At 70.2% G+C, this 21,485-nt stretch carries 18 protein-coding genes and 2 pseudogenes; 12 read left to right on the top strand and 8 right to left on the bottom strand.

From position 1 onward, the window contains the following. The first annotated feature begins 103 nt into the window (after positions 1-103). Entirely contained in the window at positions 104-622 is a 519-nt protein-coding gene (locus tag ACWD3I_RS09070) for a methyltransferase domain-containing protein (RefSeq protein ID WP_365402738.1), read from the top strand. On the opposite strand, the gene ACWD3I_RS09065 is transcribed toward ACWD3I_RS09070, so the two are convergent. Beyond that, positions 611-1,813, bottom strand: a complete 1,203-nt coding sequence (locus ACWD3I_RS09065; protein WP_365402735.1) for a bifunctional adenosylcobinamide kinase/adenosylcobinamide-phosphate guanylyltransferase — start codon at positions 1,811-1,813, stop codon at positions 611-613. The two genes, ACWD3I_RS09070 and ACWD3I_RS09065, sit on opposite strands and share 12 nt — an antisense overlap. Before the next feature lie 149 nt (positions 1,814-1,962). Here ACWD3I_RS09065 and ACWD3I_RS09060 point away from each other — a divergent pair, with 149 nt between their 5' ends. Next, on the top strand, positions 1,963-2,175 hold the full coding sequence (locus ACWD3I_RS09060; protein ID WP_365402732.1) for a hypothetical protein: 213 nt from the start codon (positions 1,963-1,965) through the stop codon (positions 2,173-2,175). A gap of 52 nt (positions 2,176-2,227) precedes the next feature. Here the strand turns inward: ACWD3I_RS09060 and ACWD3I_RS09055 are convergent. The 3 genes and pseudogenes from ACWD3I_RS09055 to ACWD3I_RS09045 form a co-directional block, all read right to left on the bottom strand. Further along, positions 2,228-2,451, bottom strand: a pseudogene (locus ACWD3I_RS09055) (signal protein PDZ); the annotation flags it as partial. 225 nt (positions 2,452-2,676) lie between these two features. Then, on the bottom strand, positions 2,677-3,378 hold the full coding sequence (locus ACWD3I_RS09050) for a methyltransferase domain-containing protein (protein WP_365402729.1): 702 nt from the start codon (positions 3,376-3,378) through the stop codon (positions 2,677-2,679). Positions 3,379-3,461: 83 nt separating this feature from the next. Further along, positions 3,462-4,139: a DUF3043 domain-containing protein gene (locus tag ACWD3I_RS09045; protein WP_365402726.1), complete on the bottom strand. Its 678-nt coding sequence runs from the start codon at positions 4,137-4,139 to the stop codon at positions 3,462-3,464. A gap of 205 nt (positions 4,140-4,344) precedes the next feature. Between ACWD3I_RS09045 and ACWD3I_RS09040 the strand changes: the two genes are divergently transcribed. The 6 genes from ACWD3I_RS09040 (at position 4,345) to ACWD3I_RS09015 (ending at position 13,160) form a co-directional block, all read left to right on the top strand. After that, positions 4,345-5,139: a PspA/IM30 family protein gene (locus ACWD3I_RS09040; RefSeq protein ID WP_365402723.1), complete on the top strand. Its 795-nt coding sequence runs from the start codon at positions 4,345-4,347 to the stop codon at positions 5,137-5,139. Positions 5,140-5,162: 23 nt separating this feature from the next. Next, a complete protein-coding gene (gene pspAA, locus ACWD3I_RS09035; RefSeq protein WP_365402720.1) occupies positions 5,163-5,441 on the top strand; it encodes a PspA-associated protein PspAA in 279 nt (92 codons plus the stop codon). Between the two features lie 115 nt (positions 5,442-5,556). After that, on the top strand, positions 5,557-6,777 hold the full coding sequence (locus ACWD3I_RS09030; protein WP_365402718.1) for a sensor histidine kinase: 1,221 nt from the start codon (positions 5,557-5,559) through the stop codon (positions 6,775-6,777). A 73-nt stretch (positions 6,778-6,850) separates the two neighbouring features. Beyond that, complete coding sequence (locus ACWD3I_RS09025) at positions 6,851-7,531, top strand: response regulator transcription factor (protein ID WP_365402715.1); 681 nt, start codon at positions 6,851-6,853, stop codon at positions 7,529-7,531. Positions 7,532-7,665: 134 nt separating this feature from the next. Beyond that, positions 7,666-10,791, top strand: coding sequence for an efflux RND transporter permease subunit (locus ACWD3I_RS09020; RefSeq protein WP_365402712.1), 3,126 nt, complete (start codon positions 7,666-7,668; stop codon positions 10,789-10,791). 119 nt (positions 10,792-10,910) lie between these two features. After that, a complete protein-coding gene (locus ACWD3I_RS09015; protein WP_365402709.1) occupies positions 10,911-13,160 on the top strand; it encodes a serine/threonine-protein kinase in 2,250 nt (749 codons plus the stop codon). Between the two features lie 18 nt (positions 13,161-13,178). On the opposite strand, the gene nadA is transcribed toward ACWD3I_RS09015, so the two are convergent. Continuing rightward, positions 13,179-14,363: a quinolinate synthase NadA gene (gene nadA / locus ACWD3I_RS09010; protein WP_365402706.1), complete on the bottom strand. Its 1,185-nt coding sequence runs from the start codon at positions 14,361-14,363 to the stop codon at positions 13,179-13,181. A gap of 267 nt (positions 14,364-14,630) precedes the next feature. On the opposite strand from nadA, the gene ACWD3I_RS09005 reads away from it, so the two are divergent. Further along, the gene (locus tag ACWD3I_RS09005; protein ID WP_266893491.1) at positions 14,631-14,987 is read left to right on the top strand and encodes an iron-sulfur cluster assembly accessory protein; all 357 of its coding nucleotides are present in this window, start codon (positions 14,631-14,633) and stop codon (positions 14,985-14,987) included. Positions 14,988-15,095: 108 nt separating this feature from the next. Here the strand turns inward: ACWD3I_RS09005 and ACWD3I_RS09000 are convergent, their stop codons facing one another. After that, positions 15,096-17,141, bottom strand: a complete 2,046-nt coding sequence (locus ACWD3I_RS09000; RefSeq protein ID WP_451084055.1) for a hypothetical protein — start codon at positions 17,139-17,141, stop codon at positions 15,096-15,098. Positions 17,142-17,292: 151 nt separating this feature from the next. Next, on the bottom strand, positions 17,293-17,502 hold the full coding sequence (locus ACWD3I_RS08995; RefSeq protein WP_046262616.1) for a hypothetical protein: 210 nt from the start codon (positions 17,500-17,502) through the stop codon (positions 17,293-17,295). Positions 17,503-17,633: 131 nt separating this feature from the next. On the opposite strand from ACWD3I_RS08995, the gene ACWD3I_RS08990 reads away from it, so the two are divergent. Beyond that, a complete protein-coding gene (locus ACWD3I_RS08990; RefSeq protein WP_365402700.1) occupies positions 17,634-18,608 on the top strand; it encodes a carbohydrate kinase family protein in 975 nt (324 codons plus the stop codon). Between the two features lie 86 nt (positions 18,609-18,694). Here ACWD3I_RS08990 and ACWD3I_RS08985 read toward each other — a convergent pair whose 3' ends face one another. After that, positions 18,695-20,071: a cysteine desulfurase/sulfurtransferase TusA family protein gene (locus ACWD3I_RS08985; RefSeq protein ID WP_365402697.1), complete on the bottom strand. Its 1,377-nt coding sequence runs from the start codon at positions 20,069-20,071 to the stop codon at positions 18,695-18,697. 246 nt (positions 20,072-20,317) lie between these two features. Between ACWD3I_RS08985 and ctaC the strand changes: the two genes are divergently transcribed. Continuing rightward, the gene (gene ctaC / locus ACWD3I_RS08980) at positions 20,318-21,277 is read left to right on the top strand and encodes an aa3-type cytochrome oxidase subunit II (RefSeq protein WP_361538801.1); all 960 of its coding nucleotides are present in this window, start codon (positions 20,318-20,320) and stop codon (positions 21,275-21,277) included. Then, a pseudogene (locus ACWD3I_RS08975) lies at positions 21,274-21,485 on the top strand (cytochrome ubiquinol oxidase subunit I); the annotation flags it as partial. The gene ctaC and the pseudogene ACWD3I_RS08975, both read left to right, overlap by 4 nt.

Here is a 21,485-nt window from a genome sequence, read left to right as displayed (position 1 = left end):
GGCGCCACATGGTCACCACGCGCACCTGACGTCGTTGCTCCCAAGATCGAGATCCCATACGTTCCGTTTTGCAGTGGAATGTCGTATGTCTCAGGGAGCCCCCATGAAACGCCTGCGCACCCGTGTCAGCGACCTCGACCGCAGACGCCGCCACCGCTCGACGGCACGCGCGATCCTGCGGCTCCTCCCCGAACCCGAGAGCTGGCTGGACGTGGGCACGGGCGACGCCCGCTTCCCTCAGGCGGCCAAGGAGCTCTTTCCGTACACCTCCTTCGACGGCATCGACCCGACCGACCGCGTGGCACAGGCCCGTGAGGCCGACCGGGTGGAGGAGGCGTACGTCGGCAGCCTGACGGACGAGCGGATCGCGACCGGCCTGAAGGCCCGCTACGACGTCGTCACCCTCCTCCGGCCCCCGGACCCCGCCGACGAACTCCGCGCCGCACTCGCGGTCCTGCGCCCCGGCGGCTACCTCCTCCTGGAGGGCGTGGCCGCCCCCGCGGAGGAACTCCGCGCGGAACTGGAGTCCCAGGGCTGCACGATCCTCCCGCCGGGGAACCGCCGTCCCCGCCCCTGGACGACGTACCGCGTGATCGCCCACAAGGAACCCTCAGCCCCGTAGTACGACCGCCTGCCCGGCCACCACCAGCACCACGTGCTCGCACTCACCGGCGAACGCCGCGTTGAGCCGCCCGAGTTCGTCCCGGTAGCGCCGCCCGGAGGCCGTGGCCGGCACGATCCCCGATCCCACCTCGTTCGACACGGTGACGACGGTCCGCCGGGTCGCCCGCACCGCGTCCGTCAGCTCCCGCACCCGCTCCCGCAGCTCCCGCTCCCCGCCGTCGGCCCACTCCGCGTCGTCCCACGCCCCGACGGCGTCCATCGCGTCCGTCAGCCACAGCGACAGACAGTCGATCAGCAGCGGCGGCCCGTCGTCGGTGAGCAGCGGCACGAGGTCGCAGGTCTCGGCCGTACGCCAGGACCCGGGCCGCCGCTCGCGGTGCGTGGCCACGCGTGCGGCCCACTCGCCGTCCCCGTTGCGCGTCCCGCCGGTGGCGACGTACAGGACGTCAGGGAACGCCTCCAACCGCCGCTCCGCCTCCACCGACTTCCCGGACCGCGCCCCGCCCAGCACCAGCGTCCGCCGGGGCACGTCCGGTACGTCCTCGTAGACGCCGACGGCCAGCGTCGTCCCGTCGGGCACGGCCCGCGCGCCCGCCGCCGCGAGCCGTCGCCGCAACTCGGCGCCGGGCGGCACGTCGTGGTCGAGATGGACGGCGATGACATCGGTGGCCGGCCCCATCGCACCGACCGCGCGCAGCTTGGCGAGCGCGTCCGGCCGCCCCACGACATCGGCGAGCACCATGTCGTAGCTGTCCTTGCCGTTCTCCTCGAGCCCGGCCGGAGCGCCCCCGGGCGGCAGATAGAGCAGCCGCTGCCCGTCGGGGCCGGTCACCGCGTACCCGGTCCCGGGCGCGTCCATCGCCACCGCCCGCACCCGATGCCCCGTCAGCAGCGCCAACTCCCGCCCGTCCGGCACCCGCCCCGGCTGCGGCAGCCCCGCCGGCACCTCCACGGCCGGCCCGTTGTGCGGATGCGACAACAACACCTGCCGCACCTGCCCCAACGACTGCCCCGCCCGAGCCGCCGCGAACACCGCGCCGGGCGTCAGATCGAGCAGCAACGCCCCGTCGACGAGCAGCGCGGTGGCGGCCCGGGCGTCGGGACCGAGCGCGACGGCGCAGGCGGCGCAGGGGCAATTGGGGCGGGGGAGTCCTGAGGGAGCACCGGTGCCGAGGAGAGTCAGTTCCACGGCTAGATTTTCGCCGGTCGCCGCTGATCTTGCGCGCGCTGGGTTGCCTTTGGGGGTGCGGGGAACTACGCGACCAGCCACACACGACCCGCGCCCGACCGACTACCGTATGTTGATCACGGCCTAACCAGCGGAGCTAGGAGGCGTACATGGCGGCATGGACGTGGCGATTCGAGAAGGCCGACGGGACGGAGGTCCAGCCCGCGGTGCAGCCCGAGGAGTTCACCACGCAGGGGGATGCCGAGTCCTGGGTCGGTGAGTACTGGAAGGACCTCGTCGAGGGGGGCGCGGATCAAGTGCACCTGTTCGAGGACAGTACGAAGATCTACGGGCCGATGAGCCTGCACGCCGAAGAGGCGTAGGTCCTTGAGCGAAGGGGCGGCCATGGCTGTGGCCCGCCCCTTCGCCCTGCTCCTACCGCTCGCCCGGCGTCACATCCGCCGCCGGCGCCTCGGGCAGGGACGTGATTGTCGAGATGCCGGTGCACCGAGCTCGGTGATGATGTCCCCGGCCTCGATGCCGGCCTCGCCGTCCTTGACGATCTGGTCGGCCACCGTCTTCACCGTCGACGCGGGGATCGCGAACCCGATGCCCGGCGCCGCGCTGTCGCCCACGCCGGGGTCGGTCGCCGCGAGCGTCTGCGCCATGTCGGTGATCGTCACCTGGAAGGTCTTCTCGGCTCCGACGGCATGGGGGTTGGTGACGATGTGCCCTTTGCCGTCCTGGGACTTCCCGGAGGAGCCGGAGTCGGAACATCCGTGAACGAGCGCGCGGGAACACGCGAGCGCGGCGACGGGCCACGACGAGAGTCTCTCCACGGGGTGAATATCCGGCTTGTGCCGCTCACCCGAACGAGCGCACGTTCAGCCCCGCACTCCGCACAGGTGCAGCAGTGCCGCGACCCGCCGGTAGGGGTCCGTCCGCCCGGCCCGCTCCTCGGCGGCCAGCAGCGTCTCCACGTCGTCCGGGATCTCCACCCCGTCCGCCGCCGTGTCCGTGAACACCCGCACTCCGAACCAGGCGTGCAGCGGTGCCCCGATTCCGGCCAGCGTCGCGGTCAGCGTCTCCAGGCGGTCGGCCCGCACGTCGAGCCCGAGCCGGTTGGTGTACGACACGGTGTCGAAGGCCCCGAGCGCACCGGCCCAGTCGCCCGACAGGCCCGGCCGCATCGCCAGCGCGTCCGCGTTCCGCACGAGCAGCGACAGCAGTCCGCCCGGTGCGAGCATCCGCGCCAGCCCCGCCAGCAGGGGATCCGGCTCCTCGACGTACATGAGTACGCCGTGGCACAGCACGACGTCGAAACTGCCCGGCAGGAAGTGGACCCCGGTGTCCCGGCCGTCCCCCTCGATGATCCGCATCCGCTCCCGGATGCCCTCGGGCTCGGCGCACAGGGACTCCCGGGCCGCCGCGACCATCGTGGCGTCCTGCTCGAGCCCGGTCACCTGATGCCCGGCCCGGGCCAGACGCAGCGCCTGGGTGCCCTGGCCCATCCCGACGTCGAGCACACGCAGCCGCTGACCCACCGGGAAGCGCCCGGCTATCTGCTCGTCGAGCTGCCGGGCCACCAGCTCCTGTCGTACGACATCCCGCAGCCCGCCCAGCCTGCTCAGCCAGGCATCCGCCGCGCCCCCGGTGAACGACGTAGTGCTCAGGGCCGCTCTCCGCGCTTGACCTGCGGCTTGGGCAGCCGGAGCCGACGCATCTGGAGGGAACGCATGAGGGCGTAGGCGACCGCGCCCTTCTTGGACTGGTCCGGGAAGCGCTCGGCGAGCCGCTTCTTCAGACGCATGCCCGTGAGGATCGAGTCGAGCACGATGAGAACGATCACGACGAGCCACAGCAGGAGCGCGATGCTCTGCAGCGCGCCCACCTGCACCATGCTCAGCACGAGGATGATCACGGCCATCGGCAGGAAGAACTCCGCCACGTTGAACCGCGAGTCGATGAAGTCGCGGGCGAACTTGCGGACCGGGCCCTTGTCGCGGGCCGGCAGGTACCGCTCGTCGCCCCCGGCCAGCGCCTGGCGCTGCTTCTCCAGCTGCGCACGACGCTCGTCGCGCTGGCGCTTGGAGGCGTCCTTGCGCGTCATCGACGTATTGGCCACGCTGCGACGCTGCGACTGGGCCTCACTCCGCTTGGGAGTGGGGCGGCCCTTCTTCGCCTCGGGGTGGCGGATCTGACTGGAGTCGGTCACCTGCGCCTTGTCGGCGGGGGTGGCCTTCTCGTCCTTGGTGGAACGGCTACGGAACACAAAACCCAAGGGTAAGGGGTGCCCGGGGTTGGACCCCAGCCCGGTGGGGAACGATCCGGCAACACCAGTCGTCATCTAGGGGGACAGAGGGGACGTCCGGTGACCGACTGCTCACCCTGAAGGTCACCTACTCCTTACGCCGGAGCAAGGCCTTGGTCAGTCGTCCTTGGGGAGGAGCGCATCCGTCCCCGAACAGTGCGTCAATGGATGCAGGGCCCGTACTGTGGGTTCTGTCGCAGAGCTGAAGCTGGACTCGGTCAGAAGGGGGCGCGCGAAGCCCATGAGCGGTGTCATGAAGCGTATGGGGATGATCTTCCGCGCGAAGGCGAACAAGGCCCTTGACCGGGCCGAGGACCCGCGCGAAACCCTCGATTACTCGTACCAGAAACAGCTGGAGCTGCTCCAGAAGGTGCGCCGAGGCGTGGCGGACGTCGCCACGTCCCGCAAGCGCCTGGAGCTTCAGCTCAACCAGCTGCAGTCGCAGTCGTCCAAGCTGGAGGACCAGGGCCGCAAGGCGCTCGCGCTGGGCCGTGAGGACCTGGCCCGCGAGGCGCTCTCCCGCCGTGCCGCCCTCCAGCAGCAGGTGACGGACCTCGAGACACAGCACTCCACGCTCCAGGGCGAGGAGGAGAAGCTCACCCTGGCGGCCCAGCGGCTCCAGGCCAAGGTCGACGCCTTCCGTACGAAGAAGGAGACGATCAAGGCGACGTACACCGCGGCCCAGGCGCAGACCCGCATCGGCGAGGCCTTCTCCGGCATCTCCGAGGAGATGGGCGACGTCGGCATGGCGATCCAGCGTGCCGAGGACAAGACGGCGCAGCTCCAGGCGCGGGCCGGCGCGATCGACGAGCTGCTGGCCTCCGGCGCCCTCGACGACCAGTCCGGCATGCACAAGGACGACATCCAGGCCGAGCTGGACCGGCTCTCCGGTGGTACGGATGTAGAGCTGGAACTGCAGCGCATGAAGGCGGAGCTGGCCGGCGGTACGAGCGGTCAGCAGGCCATCGAGGGCGGCACGAGCCAGTCGCAGTCCCAGCAGCAGCCGCAGGACACCCCACGCTTCGACAAGCAGTAGGGCCCACGCCTTAGGAGGGCGACATGATCGTCAGGATCATGGGGGAGGGGCAGGTGAGACTGGCCGACAGCCACCTCACCGAGCTGAACAAACTGGACGACGAGTTGCTGGCCGAGATGGAGAACGGCGACGGCCCCGGCTTCCGCCGCACCTTCGAGGCCCTGCTCGCCAAGGTCCGCGAGCTGGGCGAGCCGCTGCCGGACGACGCCCTGGAACCCTCGGACCTGATCCTCCCGTCCCCGGACGCCACCCTGGAACAGGTCCAGGAACTGCTCAGCGACGACGGCCTGATCCCGGGCTGACACCGGCCCGGGCGGTCTCCCCGGCAAGGGCACCCCCCGCACTCGGCAAGTACACAGGAAACCTACAGCCGGCCCCCGTTCCAAGCCCCGCAGGTCACCCGTACCGTTGGCAGACGTGAGCACCCTCGAGCGCGTCAGGCAGCAGCTGAAGGCGCACCCCATGGCGCTGGACGCCGTACTCGCGACCGGCGTCCTCGGCTGCATGGTGGCCGGCTCCTTCGTGGACCCGCACGGACCGGACGGTGTCACCTGGGGCTTCCGCACCCCGGACCTGCTCAGCCTGGTTCTCATCGGCCTCAGCGCCGCGGCCCTCGTCTTCCGCCGCCGCGCCCCGATGACGGTGCTGGCCCTCACCGGCAGCTTCTCGATCGTCGAGTGCGTCACCGGCGACCCCCGCGCCCCCGTCGCCATGTCCGCGGTGATCGCCCTGTTCACCGTAGCCTCGGCCACCGACCGCCCCACCGCCTGGCGGGTCGGCCTGCTCACGATGACCGTCCTCACCGCCGCCGCCATGCTCGGCGGCCCACTCCCGTGGTACGCCCAGGAGAATCTCGGCATCTTCGCCTGGACCGGCATCGGCGCCACCGCCGGCGACGCCGTCCGCAGCCGCCGCGCCTTCGTGCAGGCGATCCGGGACCGCGCCGAGAAGGCGGAACGCACCCGCGAGGAGGAGGCCCGCCGCCGCGTCGCCGAGGAACGCCTGCGTATCGCCCGCGATCTGCACGACGTCGTCGCCCACCACATCGCCCTGGTCAACGTGCAGGCGGGCGTCGCCGCGCACGTCATGGACAAGCGCCCCGACCAGGCCAAGGAAGCCCTGTCCCACGTACGCGAGGCCAGCCGCTCGGCGCTCAACGAACTCCGTGCCACCGTCGGCCTGCTCAGACAGTCCGGCGACCCCGAGGCACCGACCGAGCCCGCCCCCGGCCTGGACCGCCTCGACGAACTCGTCGGCACCTTCCGCAGCGCCGGCCAGCATGTCGAGGTGGCCCGCGCCGACGGTGACACCAAACTCCCCGCCGCCGTCGACCTCGCCGCCTACCGGGTCATCCAGGAAGCCCTCACCAACGTCCAGAAGCACGCCGGTACGGAGGCGAAGGCCGAGGTCAGCGTCGTCCGGGTGGGGCCGAACATCGAGATCACCGTCCTCGACAACGGCGCCGGGGACGACGACGACCCGGCCGACGGCGGTGGCCACGGACTCCTCGGCATGCGCGAGCGGGTCACCGCCCTGCGCGGCACCCTCACCACCGGTCCCCGCTACGGCGGCGGCTTCCGCGTCCATGCGATCCTGCCGGTCAAGACCCGCAGCCGCGCCGCCGACGACGCCGTATGACCCACTCGCGGAACTCATGCGCACCCCGCGGTAGTTGTCGTGGCACCGAGCCCCCTGCCGCAGAGGACCCCGAATGACCATCCGCGTCCTGCTCGCCGACGACCAGGCACTGCTGCGCAGCGCCTTCCGCGTGCTCGTCGACTCCGAGCCCGACATGGAGGTCGTCGGCGAGGCCTCCGACGGGGCGGAGGCGGTGCGGCTGGCCAAGGAGGAGCGGGCCGACGTCGTGCTGATGGACATCCGGATGCCCGGCACCGACGGTCTCGCCGCCACCCGCATGATCAGCGAGGACCCGTCCCTCGCCCAGGTCAGGGTGGTCATCCTGACGACCTTCGAGGTCGACGACTACGTCGTGCAGTCGCTGCGGGCCGGCGCCTCCGGCTTCCTCGGCAAGGGCAGCGAACCCGATGAGCTGCTCAGCGCCATCCGGATCGCGGCGGGCGGCGAGGCCCTGCTCTCCCCGGCCGCCACCAAGGGCCTGATCGCCCGCTTCCTCGCCCAGGGCGACATGGACGATCCCGCCGACCCCGCCCGCGCCGCCCGCCTCGACGCGCTCACCGTCCGCGAGCGCGAGGTCCTCGTCCAGGTCGCCGGCGGACACTCCAACGACGAGATCGCCGAGCGCCTCGAAGTCAGCCCGCTCACCGTGAAGACGCACGTCAACCGGGCCATGGCCAAGCTGGGCGCGCGGGACCGGGCACAGCTCGTGGTGATCGCGTACGAGTCCGGGCTGGTACGTCCGAGGGTGGAGTGAGCTCCACCCGCCGTACTGCGGCCGGAGTATGCGCCGCATAAGGAAATGGACCTGGGAGCTACGGATCACCGTCCCCGGAGGGCACAGGGTGTAGGGGCCACTTCTGCCGCTCACAGAATCGAGACCCCCGACCCATGTCCTGGCTGTCGAGATTCAGCCTCGCGCAGCGGGCCCTCATAGGCCTGATGCCGATCATCGTGCTCGCCTTCGGGGCGATCGCGATACCCCAGCTCAAGCAGCAGCTGCTGCCCTCCATCGAACTGCCGATGGTGTCCGTGCTGGCCCCCTACCAGGGCGCTTCACCGGACGTCGTCGAGAAGCAGGTCGTCGAGCCCATCGAGAACAGCCTCGAAGCGGTCGACGGCATCGAGGGAGTCACCTCCACGGCCAGTGAGGGCAACGCCGTCATCATGGCGTCCTTCGACTACGGCAGCGGCACCAAGCAGCTCGTCGCCGACGTCCAGCAGGCCGTCAACCGGGCCCGTGCCCAGCTGCCGGACGACGTCGACCCGCAGGTCGTCGCCGGCTCCACGGACGACATGCCGACCGTCGTGCTCGCCGTCACCTCCGACAAGGACCAGCAGGCGCTGGCCGACCAGCTCGACCGGACCGTCGTGCCGGACCTGAAGGCCATCGACGGCGTCGGCCAGGTCACCGTCGACGGCGTCCGTGACCTCCAGGTCACCGTCACCCCGGTCGACACGAAGCTCACGAAGGCGGGCCTCACCTCGGCCGCCCTCGCCCAGGCCCTCCAGGCGGGCGGCGCGACCGTCCCGGCCGGCTCCTTCGACGAGGACGGCGCCAACCGCACCGTCCAGGTCGGCGGCGGCTTCACCTCGGTCGGGCAGATCCAGGACCTGATGGTCACCGGCCAGGCCGGAAAGAAGCCCGTCCGCCTCGGTGACGTGGCCACGGTCGAGCAGGAGCAGGCCGCGGCCGACTCCCTCACCCGCACCGACGGCAGGCCCAGCCTCGCGGTCATGGTGACGATGGACCAGGACGGCAGCGCGGTCTCCATCTCCGACGCGGTCGAGGACAAGCTCGCCGACATGCGCAAGGACCTCGGCTCCGCCGCGACGGTCACCGTCGTCAGCGACCAGGGCCCCGCGGTCGCGAAGGCCATCGACGGCCTGACCACCGAGGGTGCGCTCGGCCTGCTCTTCGCGGTCCTCGTCATCCTGGTCTTCCTGGCGTCGGTCCGCTCGACGCTGGTCACGGCGGTGTCCATCCCGCTGTCGGTGGTCCTCGCCCTGATCGTGCTCTGGACCCGCGACCTCTCGCTCAACATGCTGACGCTGGGCGCGCTGACCATCGCCATCGGCAGGGTCGTCGACGACTCGATCGTGGTCCTGGAGAACATCAAGCGGCACCTCGGCTACGGCGAGGAGCGCGAGCCCGCGATCCTGAACGCCGTCCGTGAGGTGGCCGGAGCGGTCACCTCCTCCACCCTCACCACGGTCGCCGTCTTCCTGCCGATCGGTCTGGTCGGCGGCATGGTGGGCGAGCTGTTCGGCTCCTTCAGCCTGACGGTCACGGCCGCCCTGCTGGCATCGCTGCTGGTGTCCCTGACGGTCGTCCCGGTCCTGTCGTACTGGTTCCTGCGCGCCCCCAAGGGCACCCCGGCCGACGCCGAGGAAGCCCGCCGCCTGGCGGAGGAGAAGGAGGCGAGGAGCAGGCTCCAGCGTCTCTACGTCCCCGTCCTGCGGTTCGCGACCCGCCGGCGCCTGACCAGCGTGCTGATCGCCGTGGTGATCCTCATCGGCACGTTCGGCATGTCCGGACTGCTGAAGACCAACTTCTTCGACCAGGGCGAGCAGGAAGTCCTCACCGTCAAGCAGGAGTTGAAGCCCGGCACCAGCCTGGCGGCCACCGACGAGCAGGCCAGGAAGGTCGAGGGGCTGCTCGACGGCACCAAGGGCGTCAAGGACTACCAGGTCACCATCGGCTCGTCCGGCTTCATGGCGGCCTTCGGCGGCGGCACGGACACCAACCAGGCCTCGTACCAGGTGATGCTGGACGACTCGTCCTCGTACGAGGACGTGCAGGACCGCATCGAGGCGGGCCTGAAGAAGCTCGACGGCATCGGTACGACGACCATCGCGGCCGGCGACGGCTTCGGCAGCCAGGACCTCAGCGTGGTCGTGAAGGCGGCCGACGCGGACGTCCTGCGCGAGGCGTCGGAGGAGGTCCGCAAGACGGTCGCGGGCCTGGACGACGTCACCGACGTGACGAGCGACCTGGCACAGAGCGTGCCGCGCATCTCGGTGAAGGCCAACGACAAGGCCGCCGCGGCGGGCTTCAACGACCAGACCCTGGGCGCGGCCGTCGCCCAGGCGGTCAAGGGCACCATGGCCGCCAAGGCGATCCTGGACGACACCGAGCGCGACGTCGTCATCAAGTCGGCGAAGCCGGCGCGGACCCTGGACGAGCTGAAGAACCTGAAGCTCGGCTCGGTCGAGCTGGGCGACATCGCCACGGTGACGCTGGCGGACGGCCCGGTCTCGATGACGAGGATCGACGGCCGGCGCGCGGCGACCATCACCGCCAAGCCGACGGGCGACAACACGGGCGCCGTGAGCCAGGACCTCACGTCCAAGCTCGACGCCCTGAAGCTCCCCGAGGGCGCCACGGCCTCGATCGGCGGCGTCACCTCGGACCAGGACAGCGCGTTCAAGAACCTGGGCCTGGCGATGCTCGCGGCGATCGCGATCGTCTTCATGCTGCTGGTCGCGACGTTCCGTTCGCTGGCCCAGCCGCTGATCCTGCTGGTCTCCATCCCGTTCGCCGCGACCGGCGCCATCGGCCTCCTCATCATCACGGACACCCCGATGGGCGTCCCCGCGATGATCGGCATGCTGATGCTCATCGGCATCGTGGTGACGAACGCGATCGTGCTGATCGACCTCATCAACCAGTACCGCAAGCAGGGCTACTCGACGGTGGACGCCGTCATCGAGGGCGGCCGCCACCGGCTCCGCCCGATCCTGATGACGGCCCTGGCGACGATCTTCGCCCTGCTCCCGATGGCCCTCGGGGTCACCGGCGAGGGCGGCTTCATCGCCCAGCCGCTGGCGGTGGTCGTGATCGGCGGCCTGATCACGTCGACGCTGCTGACCCTCCTCCTGGTCCCGACGCTCTACACGATGCTGGAGCTCCGCAAGGAGCGCCGCGCGAAGAAGCGGGCGGCCAAGAAGGCGAAGAAGGCAGAGAAGGCAAAGAAGGCGGAGGTACCGGCCCAGCCGGAACCCGCGGGCGTGTGACGGCGGCGACGGCCGGGTTCTGGACGACGACAGTCCGGGACCCGGCCGTCGGCGTTTCGGCGTTTCGACGTTCTGTATCTTGTGGCTCGAACTGCTTTACGGTGAAGGGGATCCCGGTCGTGCCACTGCACAAGGACGACCCGAAATCGGTCGGCGGATACAAGCTGGTCGACCGGCTCGGCTCCGGAGGCATGGGGGTCGTCTACTGGGGCAGATCGCGCTCGGGCCGTGACGTCGCCGTCAAGGTGGTGCACGCCCAGTACGCGGAGGACAAGGTCTTCCGCGCCCGCTTCCGGCACGAGATCGAGTCCGTCCGCAAGGTCAGTGGCGCCTTCACCGCGCCCGTGGTGGACGCCGACCCGGAGGCGATACGGCCCTGGATGGCGACCCAGTACGTCCCCGGCAGCTCCCTCGCCGAACGGATCCGCGACCACGGAGCCCTCAAGGGCGCCGAACTGCGGCGACTGGCCCTGGGGTTGGTGGAGGCGCTGGAGGACATCCACCGGGCCGGAGTGGTGCACCGGGACCTCAAGCCGGCCAACGTCCTGATGGCCGAGGACGGCCCCCGTGTCATCGACTTCGGTATCTCCCGCGCCGCCGAGAACCACCAGACCCTCACCGAGACCGGCCAGATGATCGGCACCCCGCCCTTCATGTCACCGGAACAGTTCACCGACGCCCGCACGGTCGGACCCGCCTCGGACGTCTTCTCGCTCGCCGCCCTCCTGGTCTTCTCGGCCACCGGACGCGGCCCCTTCGACGCCGACAGCCCCTATCTGACCGCGTTCCGGGTCGTCCACGAGGCGCCCGGACTGGACGGTGTGCCGCAGCCGTTGCGCACGGTCCTGGAGCGCTGCCTGGTCAAGGAGGCCGCCGACCGGCCTCAACTGGACGTACTGGCCAAGGAGTTCGCCGAGGCCCTGCCCGAGCCGGACCCCATGGACCCGGACACCACGACCCTGCGTCTGGCCGACCTGAGGACCGTCGAGGACACCTACGGCGACGCCGACCCGGCGGCGGTGACCGGCCTGCCGAAGCCCCGCGGCCGGGCCCGGAGGGGCCGCCGCCCCCTGCTGGTGACCGTCGGCACGCTGGGCGCGGTGAGCCTCGGCCTGCTCGGGTACATACGCTTCGGCCCGGGATTCTCGGACACCCCCCAGGAGACGAGCTCGGTCGCCACGTCCGGGGCCACCCGCTGGTCGGCGGTGCCCACGGGCTGGCAGGCCTGGCAGACGACGATGTTCGAGACCGCGCAGTCGGGCGAGGTCAACCCGCTGGCCAAGGCCGGCGAGGACACGAGCGACGCCACCTGCCAGCCGTACGAGAACGCGGTCTACTGCGCGGGCAACACCGTCCTCCCGGTCCGCCTGGACGGCCGTACCGGCGCCACCGTCTGGCGCTCCGCCCTCGCGACCTCCGCCGAGGGCACGGACTCGGCGGGGAACAACTTCGCACTCCTCGGGGTGCGGGACGACGCGATGATCCTGCAGCACGACGTCTACGCGGCCGACGGGAGCACCAGGTCGAGCATCGTCGCCCTCGACACCGGGACCGGCGACGAGCTGTGGGCCCGGGACCGGGGAGGGCCGAGCGCCGACCAGCTCATGGCCGGCGACCTCGTCATGACCCCCGACACCAGCGGCCGGCTGGTGACGGCCCGTTCCCCGCGCACCGGCACCGACCGCTGGACCACCCAGCTGCCGGCCGGCGACTACTGCACCTTCGAGACGGCGGACTCCCGCCTGTACGCGTACTGCTTCCCGGACGACGAGTCCAAGGACGCCGTACTCCTGGAACTGGACAAGTCCGACGGAACAGTGCGCCGACGTCTGAGCACCCCGAACGAGAGCGGTCTGCTCGGCACCGTCGACGGCCGCCTCGCCGTCGCTGTCTCGGTCGACGGCGGCTCCGGCCCGGTCCGCCTCGACCAGAAGAACAATTTCGGCGAGATCCGGCTCCTCGACCCGGACACCGGCGCCACCACCACGACACAACTCACGAAGACCTACACGGGCTCGATCCGTCTTGCCGCCGGCACCGTCTGGATCACCGGAGCCAACGGCCAGGTGACCGCGGTCTCCCCGCTGACCGGCAAACAGCTCTGGCAGACCCGGACCAGCGTCGAGGACTCGGGCCGGCCCACCTACGACCCCACCACCCGCACGCTCTACCTGGCCAGCATCAGCGGCCGCGTCGCCGCCCTCGACTCCCGCGAGGGCAGGCTGCTCTGGGAGACCGGCGCCCAGGCCGACCAACTCGCCAGCGGTGACACGATCAAGTCCAAGGTGCTGCTGTACGGCGGCGCGCTGGTCGTGAACACCCCGGACGGTACGGTCTTCAGCCTGGACCCCGCTCACCCCGAGGGGTGAGCGGGCGGGGCAGGAGTCCTACGGCAGCGCCAGCATCCGCTCCAGCGCCAGCTTCGCGAACGCCTCGGTCTCCTTGTCGACCTCGATGCGGTTGACGAGGTTGCCCTCGGCGAGGGACTCCAGGGTCCAGACGAGGTGGGGGAGGTCGATGCGGTTCATCGTCGAGCAGAAGCAGACCGTCTTGTCGAGGAAGACGATCTCCTTGCCCTCGGGCGCGAAACGGTTCGCGAGCCGTCGTACGAGATTCAGCTCGGTCCCGATGGCCCACTTGGAGCCGGCCGGAGCGGCCTCCAGGGCCTTGATGATGTACTCGGTCGAACCGACGTGGTCCGCCGCGGCCACGACCTCGTGCTTGCACTCGGGGTGCACCAGGACGTTCACGCCCGGGATCCGCTCGCGCACGTCCCGCACCGACTCCAGGCTGAAGCGGCCGTGCACCGAGCAGTGCCCCCGCCACAGGATCATCTTCGCGGCCCGCAGCTCCTCGGCCGTCAGCCCGCCGTTCGGCTTGTGCGGGTTGTAGAGGACGCAGTCCTCCAGCGTCATCCCCATGTCCCGCACGGCCGTGTTCCGGCCGAGGTGCTGGTCGGGGAGGAAGAGAACCTTCTCGCCCTGCTCGAAGGCCCACTCAAGAGCCTTCTTGGCGTTCGACGAGGTGCAGATCGTGCCGCCGTGCTTGCCCGTGAACGCCTTGATGTCCGCGGAGGAGTTCATGTACGAGACGGGCACGACCTGCTCGGCTATCCCGGCCTCGGTCAGCACGTCCCAGCACTCGGCGACCTGCTCGGCGGTGGCCATGTCGGCCATCGAGCACCCGGCGGCCAGGTCCGGGAGGACGACCTTCTGGTCGTCGCCGGTCAGGATGTCCGCGGACTCCGCCATGAAGTGCACACCGCAGAACACGATGTACTCGGCCTCCGGGCGCGCGGCCGCGTCCCGGGCCAGCTTGAAGGAGTCACCCGTGACGTCGGCGAACTGGATGACCTCGTCGCGCTGGTAGTGGTGGCCGAGCACGAAGACCTTGTCCCCGAGCTTCTCCTTGGCCGCGCGGGCACGCTCCACCAGGTCCGGGTCGGACGGCGAGGGCAGGTCGCCGGGGCACTCGACACCCCGCTCGCTCTTCGGGTCGGCCTCACGGCCGAGGAGCAGCAGGGCGAGAGGAGTCGGCTGTACGTCGAGCTCCGTGGTCTGGGCGGTGGTCACGGCACGCACCCTTTCTACTTTTCGTCGATCTGACGTTATCTATCATAACCCGGTTCACGTCACTTTGACGATCGTCATAACGTCGATGTGACATGAATCCCGGTGCCGCACCGGCGGGTGATCTTCGGGCCGCTGTTCGCTTCGTCGCGGGTGTGCGAGCATGAAAGAACAGGCGAAAAGACAAGTCGCTCGGCCCGGAATGAATCCGCGGCCCAGACGGTTGCAACCGTCGGCAAGCAGTCTCCGTACAACCCGGGAGAGATGTAGATGTCCGTATCGGACGAGAAGACCACTGTCAGCGACGGCATCCTCCTGTCCGACGCCGCCGCGGCGAAGGTCAAGGCCCTGCTCGACCAGGAAGGCCGTGAGGACCTGGCCCTGCGCGTGGCCGTTCAGCCCGGTGGCTGCTCGGGCCTGCGCTACCAGCTCTTCTTCGACGAGCGCTCCCTCGACGGCGATGTCGTCAAGGACTTCGGCGGAGTCAAGGTCGTCACCGACCGCATGAGCGCTCCCTATCTCGGCGGCGCGTCGATCGACTTCGTCGACACCATCGAGAAGCAGGGCTTCACGATCGACAACCCGAACGCGACGGGCTCCTGCGCCTGCGGCGACTCGTTCAACTAAATCCGTACGCCGGCTGCATCCACGAGATCCAGCCGAATCCGTACGACGGTGAAGGCGGCGGCCCCCTCCGACAGGGCCGCCGCCTTCATGTGTTCCGGAGCGTGAGGACTACCGCGCCCCGGACGTCTCCGGCAGCCGTGCCCCCGCCTTCTCCAGCGGGACCTCCTTGCCGTCCGAGCCCACGACCTCGCGGTCGCCCAGCGGCGCCTCGAGCCGCAGTGTCTCTTGGTAGACCTTCGCGATCAGGATGCAGACCTTGTCCGGCATGGGCGTCGCGGTCACCCGGACCGTCACCTTGCCGGAGCCCTCCACCACCGACGCCTTGTAGTCGGCGCAGACCCCGCCCGTGTACGTCACGGTCAGCTCGTCGCCCTCGGCGGTGTAGCCCTCCACCTTCACATCATGTTCGGCCGGAGCCGCGGTCGGCTCGTCGGGGTCGGGACCGGTCGGCCGCGGGCTCGGCTGCCCCGTCGGTTCGTCGGTGGGCCCCGAGGACGGTGTGGCCGACGCCAGGTACTTCGGGTCGATCGCGGGATACGTCACCGTGAAGCCGTCCTGCGCGCCGGACGCCCGCACCTCGAACAGCCACGACGGCACCAGCGCCTGCCGGGCGTCCACGTAGTGCGAGGCCAGCCCGAACACGGCCTTCTCGACGGTGATCGTCTCCTGCTTCGGCGTACTCGTCCCCTCCGACCCGCAGGGCGCCTCGAGGCGGTCCTCGAGCGGTACGGAGGTGGCGCAGCCGCCGATGCCCATGCGGTGGTCGGTCGCCGGCACGGTGTTCAACAGGTCCAGCGCCTTCTCGGCGCTCACGACGGGGTACGTGTCGCTCTTCGCCGGAGTCCTCAACTGACCGCTGCCGCCGACCACTTCGCCCTGCGCGTTGACGGTGACCCCGGTCGTCCAGCCGTGCGTCGGCAGCCCGCCGACCACCGGATCGGCGTTCACCACCCGCTGGGCGCCCATGACCTGGCTCGCGTCGACCTTCGCGTCGTCCTGCCCGACCGCCTTCAGCACCGGCGCCGCAGCCTTCTCCGCGGCCTGCTCGCTCACCGGGTCACCGGCCGGTGCGGCGGGGTCGCTCGCACACACGGTCTCGCTCCGGCAGTCGTCGGTGCCCGGCGCGTACCGGTGGAACGTCCACGCCCCCGGCGCCTGCTGGTTCACCTGGAGACTCGGCCCGGCCGCCTCCTGCCCGCCGACCTTCCAGGCCTTGCCCTCCAGGACGGGCGTCCCGTCCACCCCGAGCGCCTTCGCCAGCCGGGCCACGTCGTCCTTGGTGACCTCGCCGGTCGCCCGGTACACGGGGGCCTCGCCGGGGCCGTCCGGCAGCGTGCCGTCGGCCTGATAGGTGACGCCGTACGGGTTGGGCTCACCCGGCGCGATGCCGGTCGTGCCGCCGTCGCCCCCGGTGTACCCGTCGAGATCGAGCAGCGGGGGAGTGTCGTCGCCGTTCGCCCCGGACGTCGTACCGCCACCGCCCGACCCGCCGGCGGCCGAGGTGGCCAGATACGCCCCACCGCCCCCGACGAGCAGCACGGCGGCCGCGACGGAGGCGACGAGCACGGGGGAGCGGCGCCGGGCGGAGTGCGGGGCCTCGGGCTCGCCGTCCCGTGGAATCTCCTGCCCGGAAGCCTCGGGCCCGGAAGCCCCGGAGGCCTCGAAAGCTCCGGCGGGCTCGTGAACCTCGGAAGCTCCGGAGGGTTCGGAAATCTCGTTGGCCTCGGAAGCCCCGGCGGACTCGGGAATCTCGTCGGGCTCGGGAGCCTCGGAAGGCTCGCCGGCCTCGGCGGTTTCGTCCGCTTCGGAAGTCTCAGCGACCCCGGAGGCCTCGGAAGCTCCGGAGGGTTCGGAAATCTCGTTGGCCTCGGAAGCCCCGGCGGACTCGGGAATCTCGTCGGGCTCGGGAGCCTCGGAAGGCTCGCCGGCCTCGGCGGTTTCGTCCGCTACGGAAGTCTCAGCGGCCCCGGAAGCCGCGGACGCCTTCGCGGCGTCCTCCTGGGGAGCCTCCCCCGGGGCCTCCGTCTCCGGGGCCCCCTCCGCCGCCGTACCGCCGTCCTCGTCGGCGATCTCGGCGACCCCGGCACCCTCATCGGCGCCCGTGGCCTTGCCGACCTCGGCGTCGTCGTCGTTGTCGGGTCGCTCGGTGTTCACCGCATCGCTCCTTCGGCCGCGCGTCTGTCCCTATGACCCTGACCCGGCCCTGTCAAAACGGCCGGCTGGAGGGTCGTATCCCACATCCCCTTTACGGGGGACAGCGATGGGACGCAGCGGGGGAGCGCATGGTTCCCCGGAAGGCGCTGTTTCAGTCGCCGTAGTCCGACATCGCGTCCAGCAACCGGGCGGACTCGGTCGGAACGGTCACGCCGTGGATGAGTGAGGGGGAGACGGGAAGGGCAGCGACCCGGTCGGGAGCCAGCCAGTGCGGGGCCATCCGGGCACAGTCGCCGAGCAGCGCCGCGAGATCGCCGTCCAGGTCGGCCGGAACGGGGGCGTGGACCTTGAGGTTCGTCATGACGGCACCGTATGCAGGTCGGAGCCCGCGAAGAAAGATCTACTATCGGGTAGTTTTAGCGGCTTCAGAGCCCCGTGCCGACCGGGTAGCGTGAACTGTCAATAAACCCTCCCCTCAGGAGAGTCCTCGCCGTGCGCATCGCAGTCACCGGCTCCATCGCCACCGACCACCTCATGACCTTCCCCGGCCGCTTCGCCGACCAGCTCGTCGCGGACCAGTTGCACACGGTCTCGCTCTCCTTCCTGGTCGACAACCTGGACGTACGCCGGGGCGGCGTAGGCGCGAACATCGCCTTCGGTATGGGCCAGCTCGGCACCGCGCCGATCCTGGTCGGCGCCGCGGGTTTCGACTTCGACGAGTACCGGGCCTGGCTGGACCGCCATGGCGTCGACACCGCGTCCGTCCGTATCTCCGAGACGCTGCACACCGCGCGCTTCGTCTGCACCACCGACGCCGACCACAACCAGATCGGCTCCTTCTACACCGGTGCGATGAGCGAGGCCCGCCTCATCGAGCTGAAGACCGTCGCCGACCGCGTGGGCGGCCTCGACCTGGTCCTCATCGGCGCCGACGACCCCGAGGGGATGCTCCGGCACACGGAGGAGTGCCGTTCGCGCGGCATTCCGTTCGCCGCGGACTTCTCCCAGCAGATCGCCCGTATGAACGGCGACGAGATCCGGATACTGCTGGAGGGCGCGACGTACCTGTTCTCCAACGAGTACGAGAAGGGCCTCATCGAGTCGAAGACCGGCTGGTCGGACGAGCAGATCCTCGCCAAGGTCGGCCACCGGGTCACGACGCTGGGCTCGCGCGGTGTCCGTGTCGAGAAGGTCGGTCAGGACCCGATCGAGGTCGGCTGCGCGGAGGAGGAGCGCAAGGCCGATCCCACGGGCGTGGGTGACGCGTTCCGTGCGGGGTTCCTGTCGGGACTGGCGTGGGGGGTCTCGCTGGAGCGTGCGGCGCAGGTCGGCTGCATGCTGGCGACGCTGGTGATCGAGACCGTGGGTACGCAGGAGTACCAGCTGCGTCGGGGGCACTTCATGGAGCGGTTCACCAAGGCGTACGGGCATGAGGCCGCGGCCGAGGTTCAGGGCTATCTGGGCTGAGTCTGCCGTCTGCGGAGGCGTGGGGGCTGGTCGCGCACACGCGGCGGTAGCCGCGTATCGACACAGCCCCGCGCCCCTTCGGTGGGTCAGCTGAGCCGGCGGATCAAGTACGCCGTTCCTTTTTCCGCCGGTTCCTCGCCCACGTACTCCTGCTCACGCATCTCGCACCACGCGGGGATGTCGAGCCGTGCGGCCTCGTCATCCGACAGGACCCGGACCAGTCCGCCCACCGGAACGTCCCCGATGACCTTCGCGAGCTCGATCACGGGGATCGGGCACCGCTTGCCCAGGGCGTCGACGACGAGCTCGTCCTCCTTCATGACCGCCACCGGCGTCGGCGCGCCCAGGTTCTCCCGTACCCCCGACACCGCCCCCGGCAGCACGGCCAGGAACCTCTCCACATCCTCCGCCGTCGTCCCTCGTGGCAACGAGACCCGCACATTCCCCTCACTCAGCACCCCCATCGCCTTCAGCACATGGCTGGGCGTCAGCGTGCTGCTCGTACAGGAAGAGCCGGACGAAACGGAGAAACCCTCCCGGTCCAGCTCGTGCAGCAGTGTCTCCCCGTCGACATAGAGACAGGAGAAGGTGACGATCCCGGGCAACCGCCGCTCCGGATCCCCCACCACCTCCACATCCGGCACCAGCCGCGGCACCCGCACCCGGATCCGCTCCGTCAGCTCCCGCAGCCGCACCGCCTCGTGGGCCGCCTCGGCCCGCACGGCCCGCAGCGAGGCCGCCGCCGCGACGATGCCCGGCAGATTCTCGAATCCCGGCGCCCGCCCCGACTCCCGCTCGTCCACGGGCCCTTGAGCGGCGAACCGCACGCCCTTCCGTACGACGAGCAGTCCGACCCCGGACGGCCCACCCCACTTGTGCGCACTGGCCGCCAGCAACGACCAGCCACCCTCGACCGTCCCCCACCCGAGCGACTGAGCCGCGTCGACGAACAACGGCACCCCGGCCGCCCGGCAGGCCTCGGCCACGGCGGCGACCGGCTGCTCCGTCCCCACCTCGTGGTTGGCCGACTGGAGACAGGCCAGCGCGGTGTCCTGCCGGAGCAGAGCCGCGTAGGCCGAGGCCTCCACCCTGCCCGACCGCTCGACCGTCACCCGATCGACCGAACCGCCCTCCCTCTCGTGCACTTCGGCCGAATGGAGCACGGAAGAATGTTCAACCGCTGACACGATCAGGTGACGCCCGACGCGCCGCCGCGCAGCCAGAACACCCGCGATTCCGGTGTGCACAGCCCGTGTGCCGGACGAGGTGAAGGTCAGCTCATCAGGACGACACCCGACAGCCTCGGCAGCGGCTTCCCTGGCGGCGTCCAGCAGCAACCGCGCCCGTCGGCCCTCCCGGTACAACCGCGCGGGATCAGCCCACCCCTCGTCCAGGGCGGCCAACAGCGCCTGACGAGCGACGGGATGAAGGGGAGCACTGGAAGCAGCGTCGAAGTAGGACACGCGCCAACGCTAACGCCGCCAGGGGCGCGGGGAACTGCGCGATCAACCACAAACAACCCGCAGCCGCCATTCCAGCGAACCGCCCAACCCACTAGGCCCCCCTCCCCGCGAACCCCCAGAACGCGTCGGCTAGGGTTTGGTCCGCATAAACATCCAAACCCCTGCCCGACGCAGGGCGGCGACCGACCACCGAGTAAGGCAGGCCGCAGCCAATACGCGCGGGCGAGACTCTCGGGAAGGCGCTACGTGAGTCCCAACGGCTCCGACCGCTCGCCGCGGCGCCCGATGCGGCGGAAGCTGCTGCAGGCAATGACCGCGGGCCTGGTCCTGGCGACCGCGACCGGTTGCACATACAAGGACTTCCCCCGCCTTGGTATGCCCACCCCCACCACCGAAGAGGCTCCGCGGATCCTCTCCCTGTGGCAGGGCTCGTGGGCGGCCGCGCTCGCCACCGGCGTGCTGGTCTGGGGCCTGATCCTGTGGAGCGCCATGTTCCACCGGCGCAGCCGCACCAAGGTCGAGGTTCCTCCGCAGACCCGGTACAACATGCCCATCGAGGCGCTGTACACGGTGGTCCCCCTCATCATCGTCTCGGTGCTCTTCTACTTCACGGCTCGTGACGAGTCGAAGATCCTGAGCCTCGACAAGAAGCCCGACGTCACAGTCAACGTCGTCGGCTTCCAGTGGAGCTGGGGCTTCAACTACATCGAGAACGTCGACGGTTCCACCGGTGACGCGAAGACCGACAAGAATCTGGACGCGATCCCGCAGCGGTTCAAGGACCAGTTCCCGGCCGCCGCCGGCGGTGTCTACGATGTCGGTACGCCCGGCACGCGGAACCCGCAGACCAACAACCCGGGCCCGACCCTCTGGCTCCCCAAGGGCAAGACGGTCCGCTTCATCCTCACCTCGCGTGACGTCATCCACTCCTTCTGGGTGGTGCCGTTCCTGATGAAGCAGGACGTCATCCCGGGGCACACCAACTCCTTCCAGGTGACCCCCAACAAGGAGGGCACCTTCCTGGGCAAGTGTGCCGAGCTCTGCGGCGTCGACCACTCCCGAATGCTGTTCAACGTGAAGGTCGTCTCTCCCGAGCGCTACGAGCAGCACCTCAAGGAACTCGCCGAGAAGGGGCAGACCGGTTACGTTCCCGCGGGCATCGAGCAGACCGCCCACGAGAAGAACCGGGAGACGAACAACCTGTGAGCATCCTCAACGAACCCCAGGGTGCCGCGGCAGAGTCCCACTACGCGGACGAACTGCCGGTCCGGCGCAAGCAGCCCGGCAACGTCGTGATCAAGTGGCTCACCACCACTGACCACAAGACGATCGGAACGCTGTATCTGGTCACGTCGTTCGCGTTCTTCTGCATCGGTGGTCTGCTGGCGCTGTTCATGCGCGCCGAGCTGGCCCG

The sequence above is a fragment of the Streptomyces sp. NPDC002817 genome, from assembly GCF_053592055.1.
This window is presented reverse-complemented; position numbering and strand designations above follow the sequence as displayed.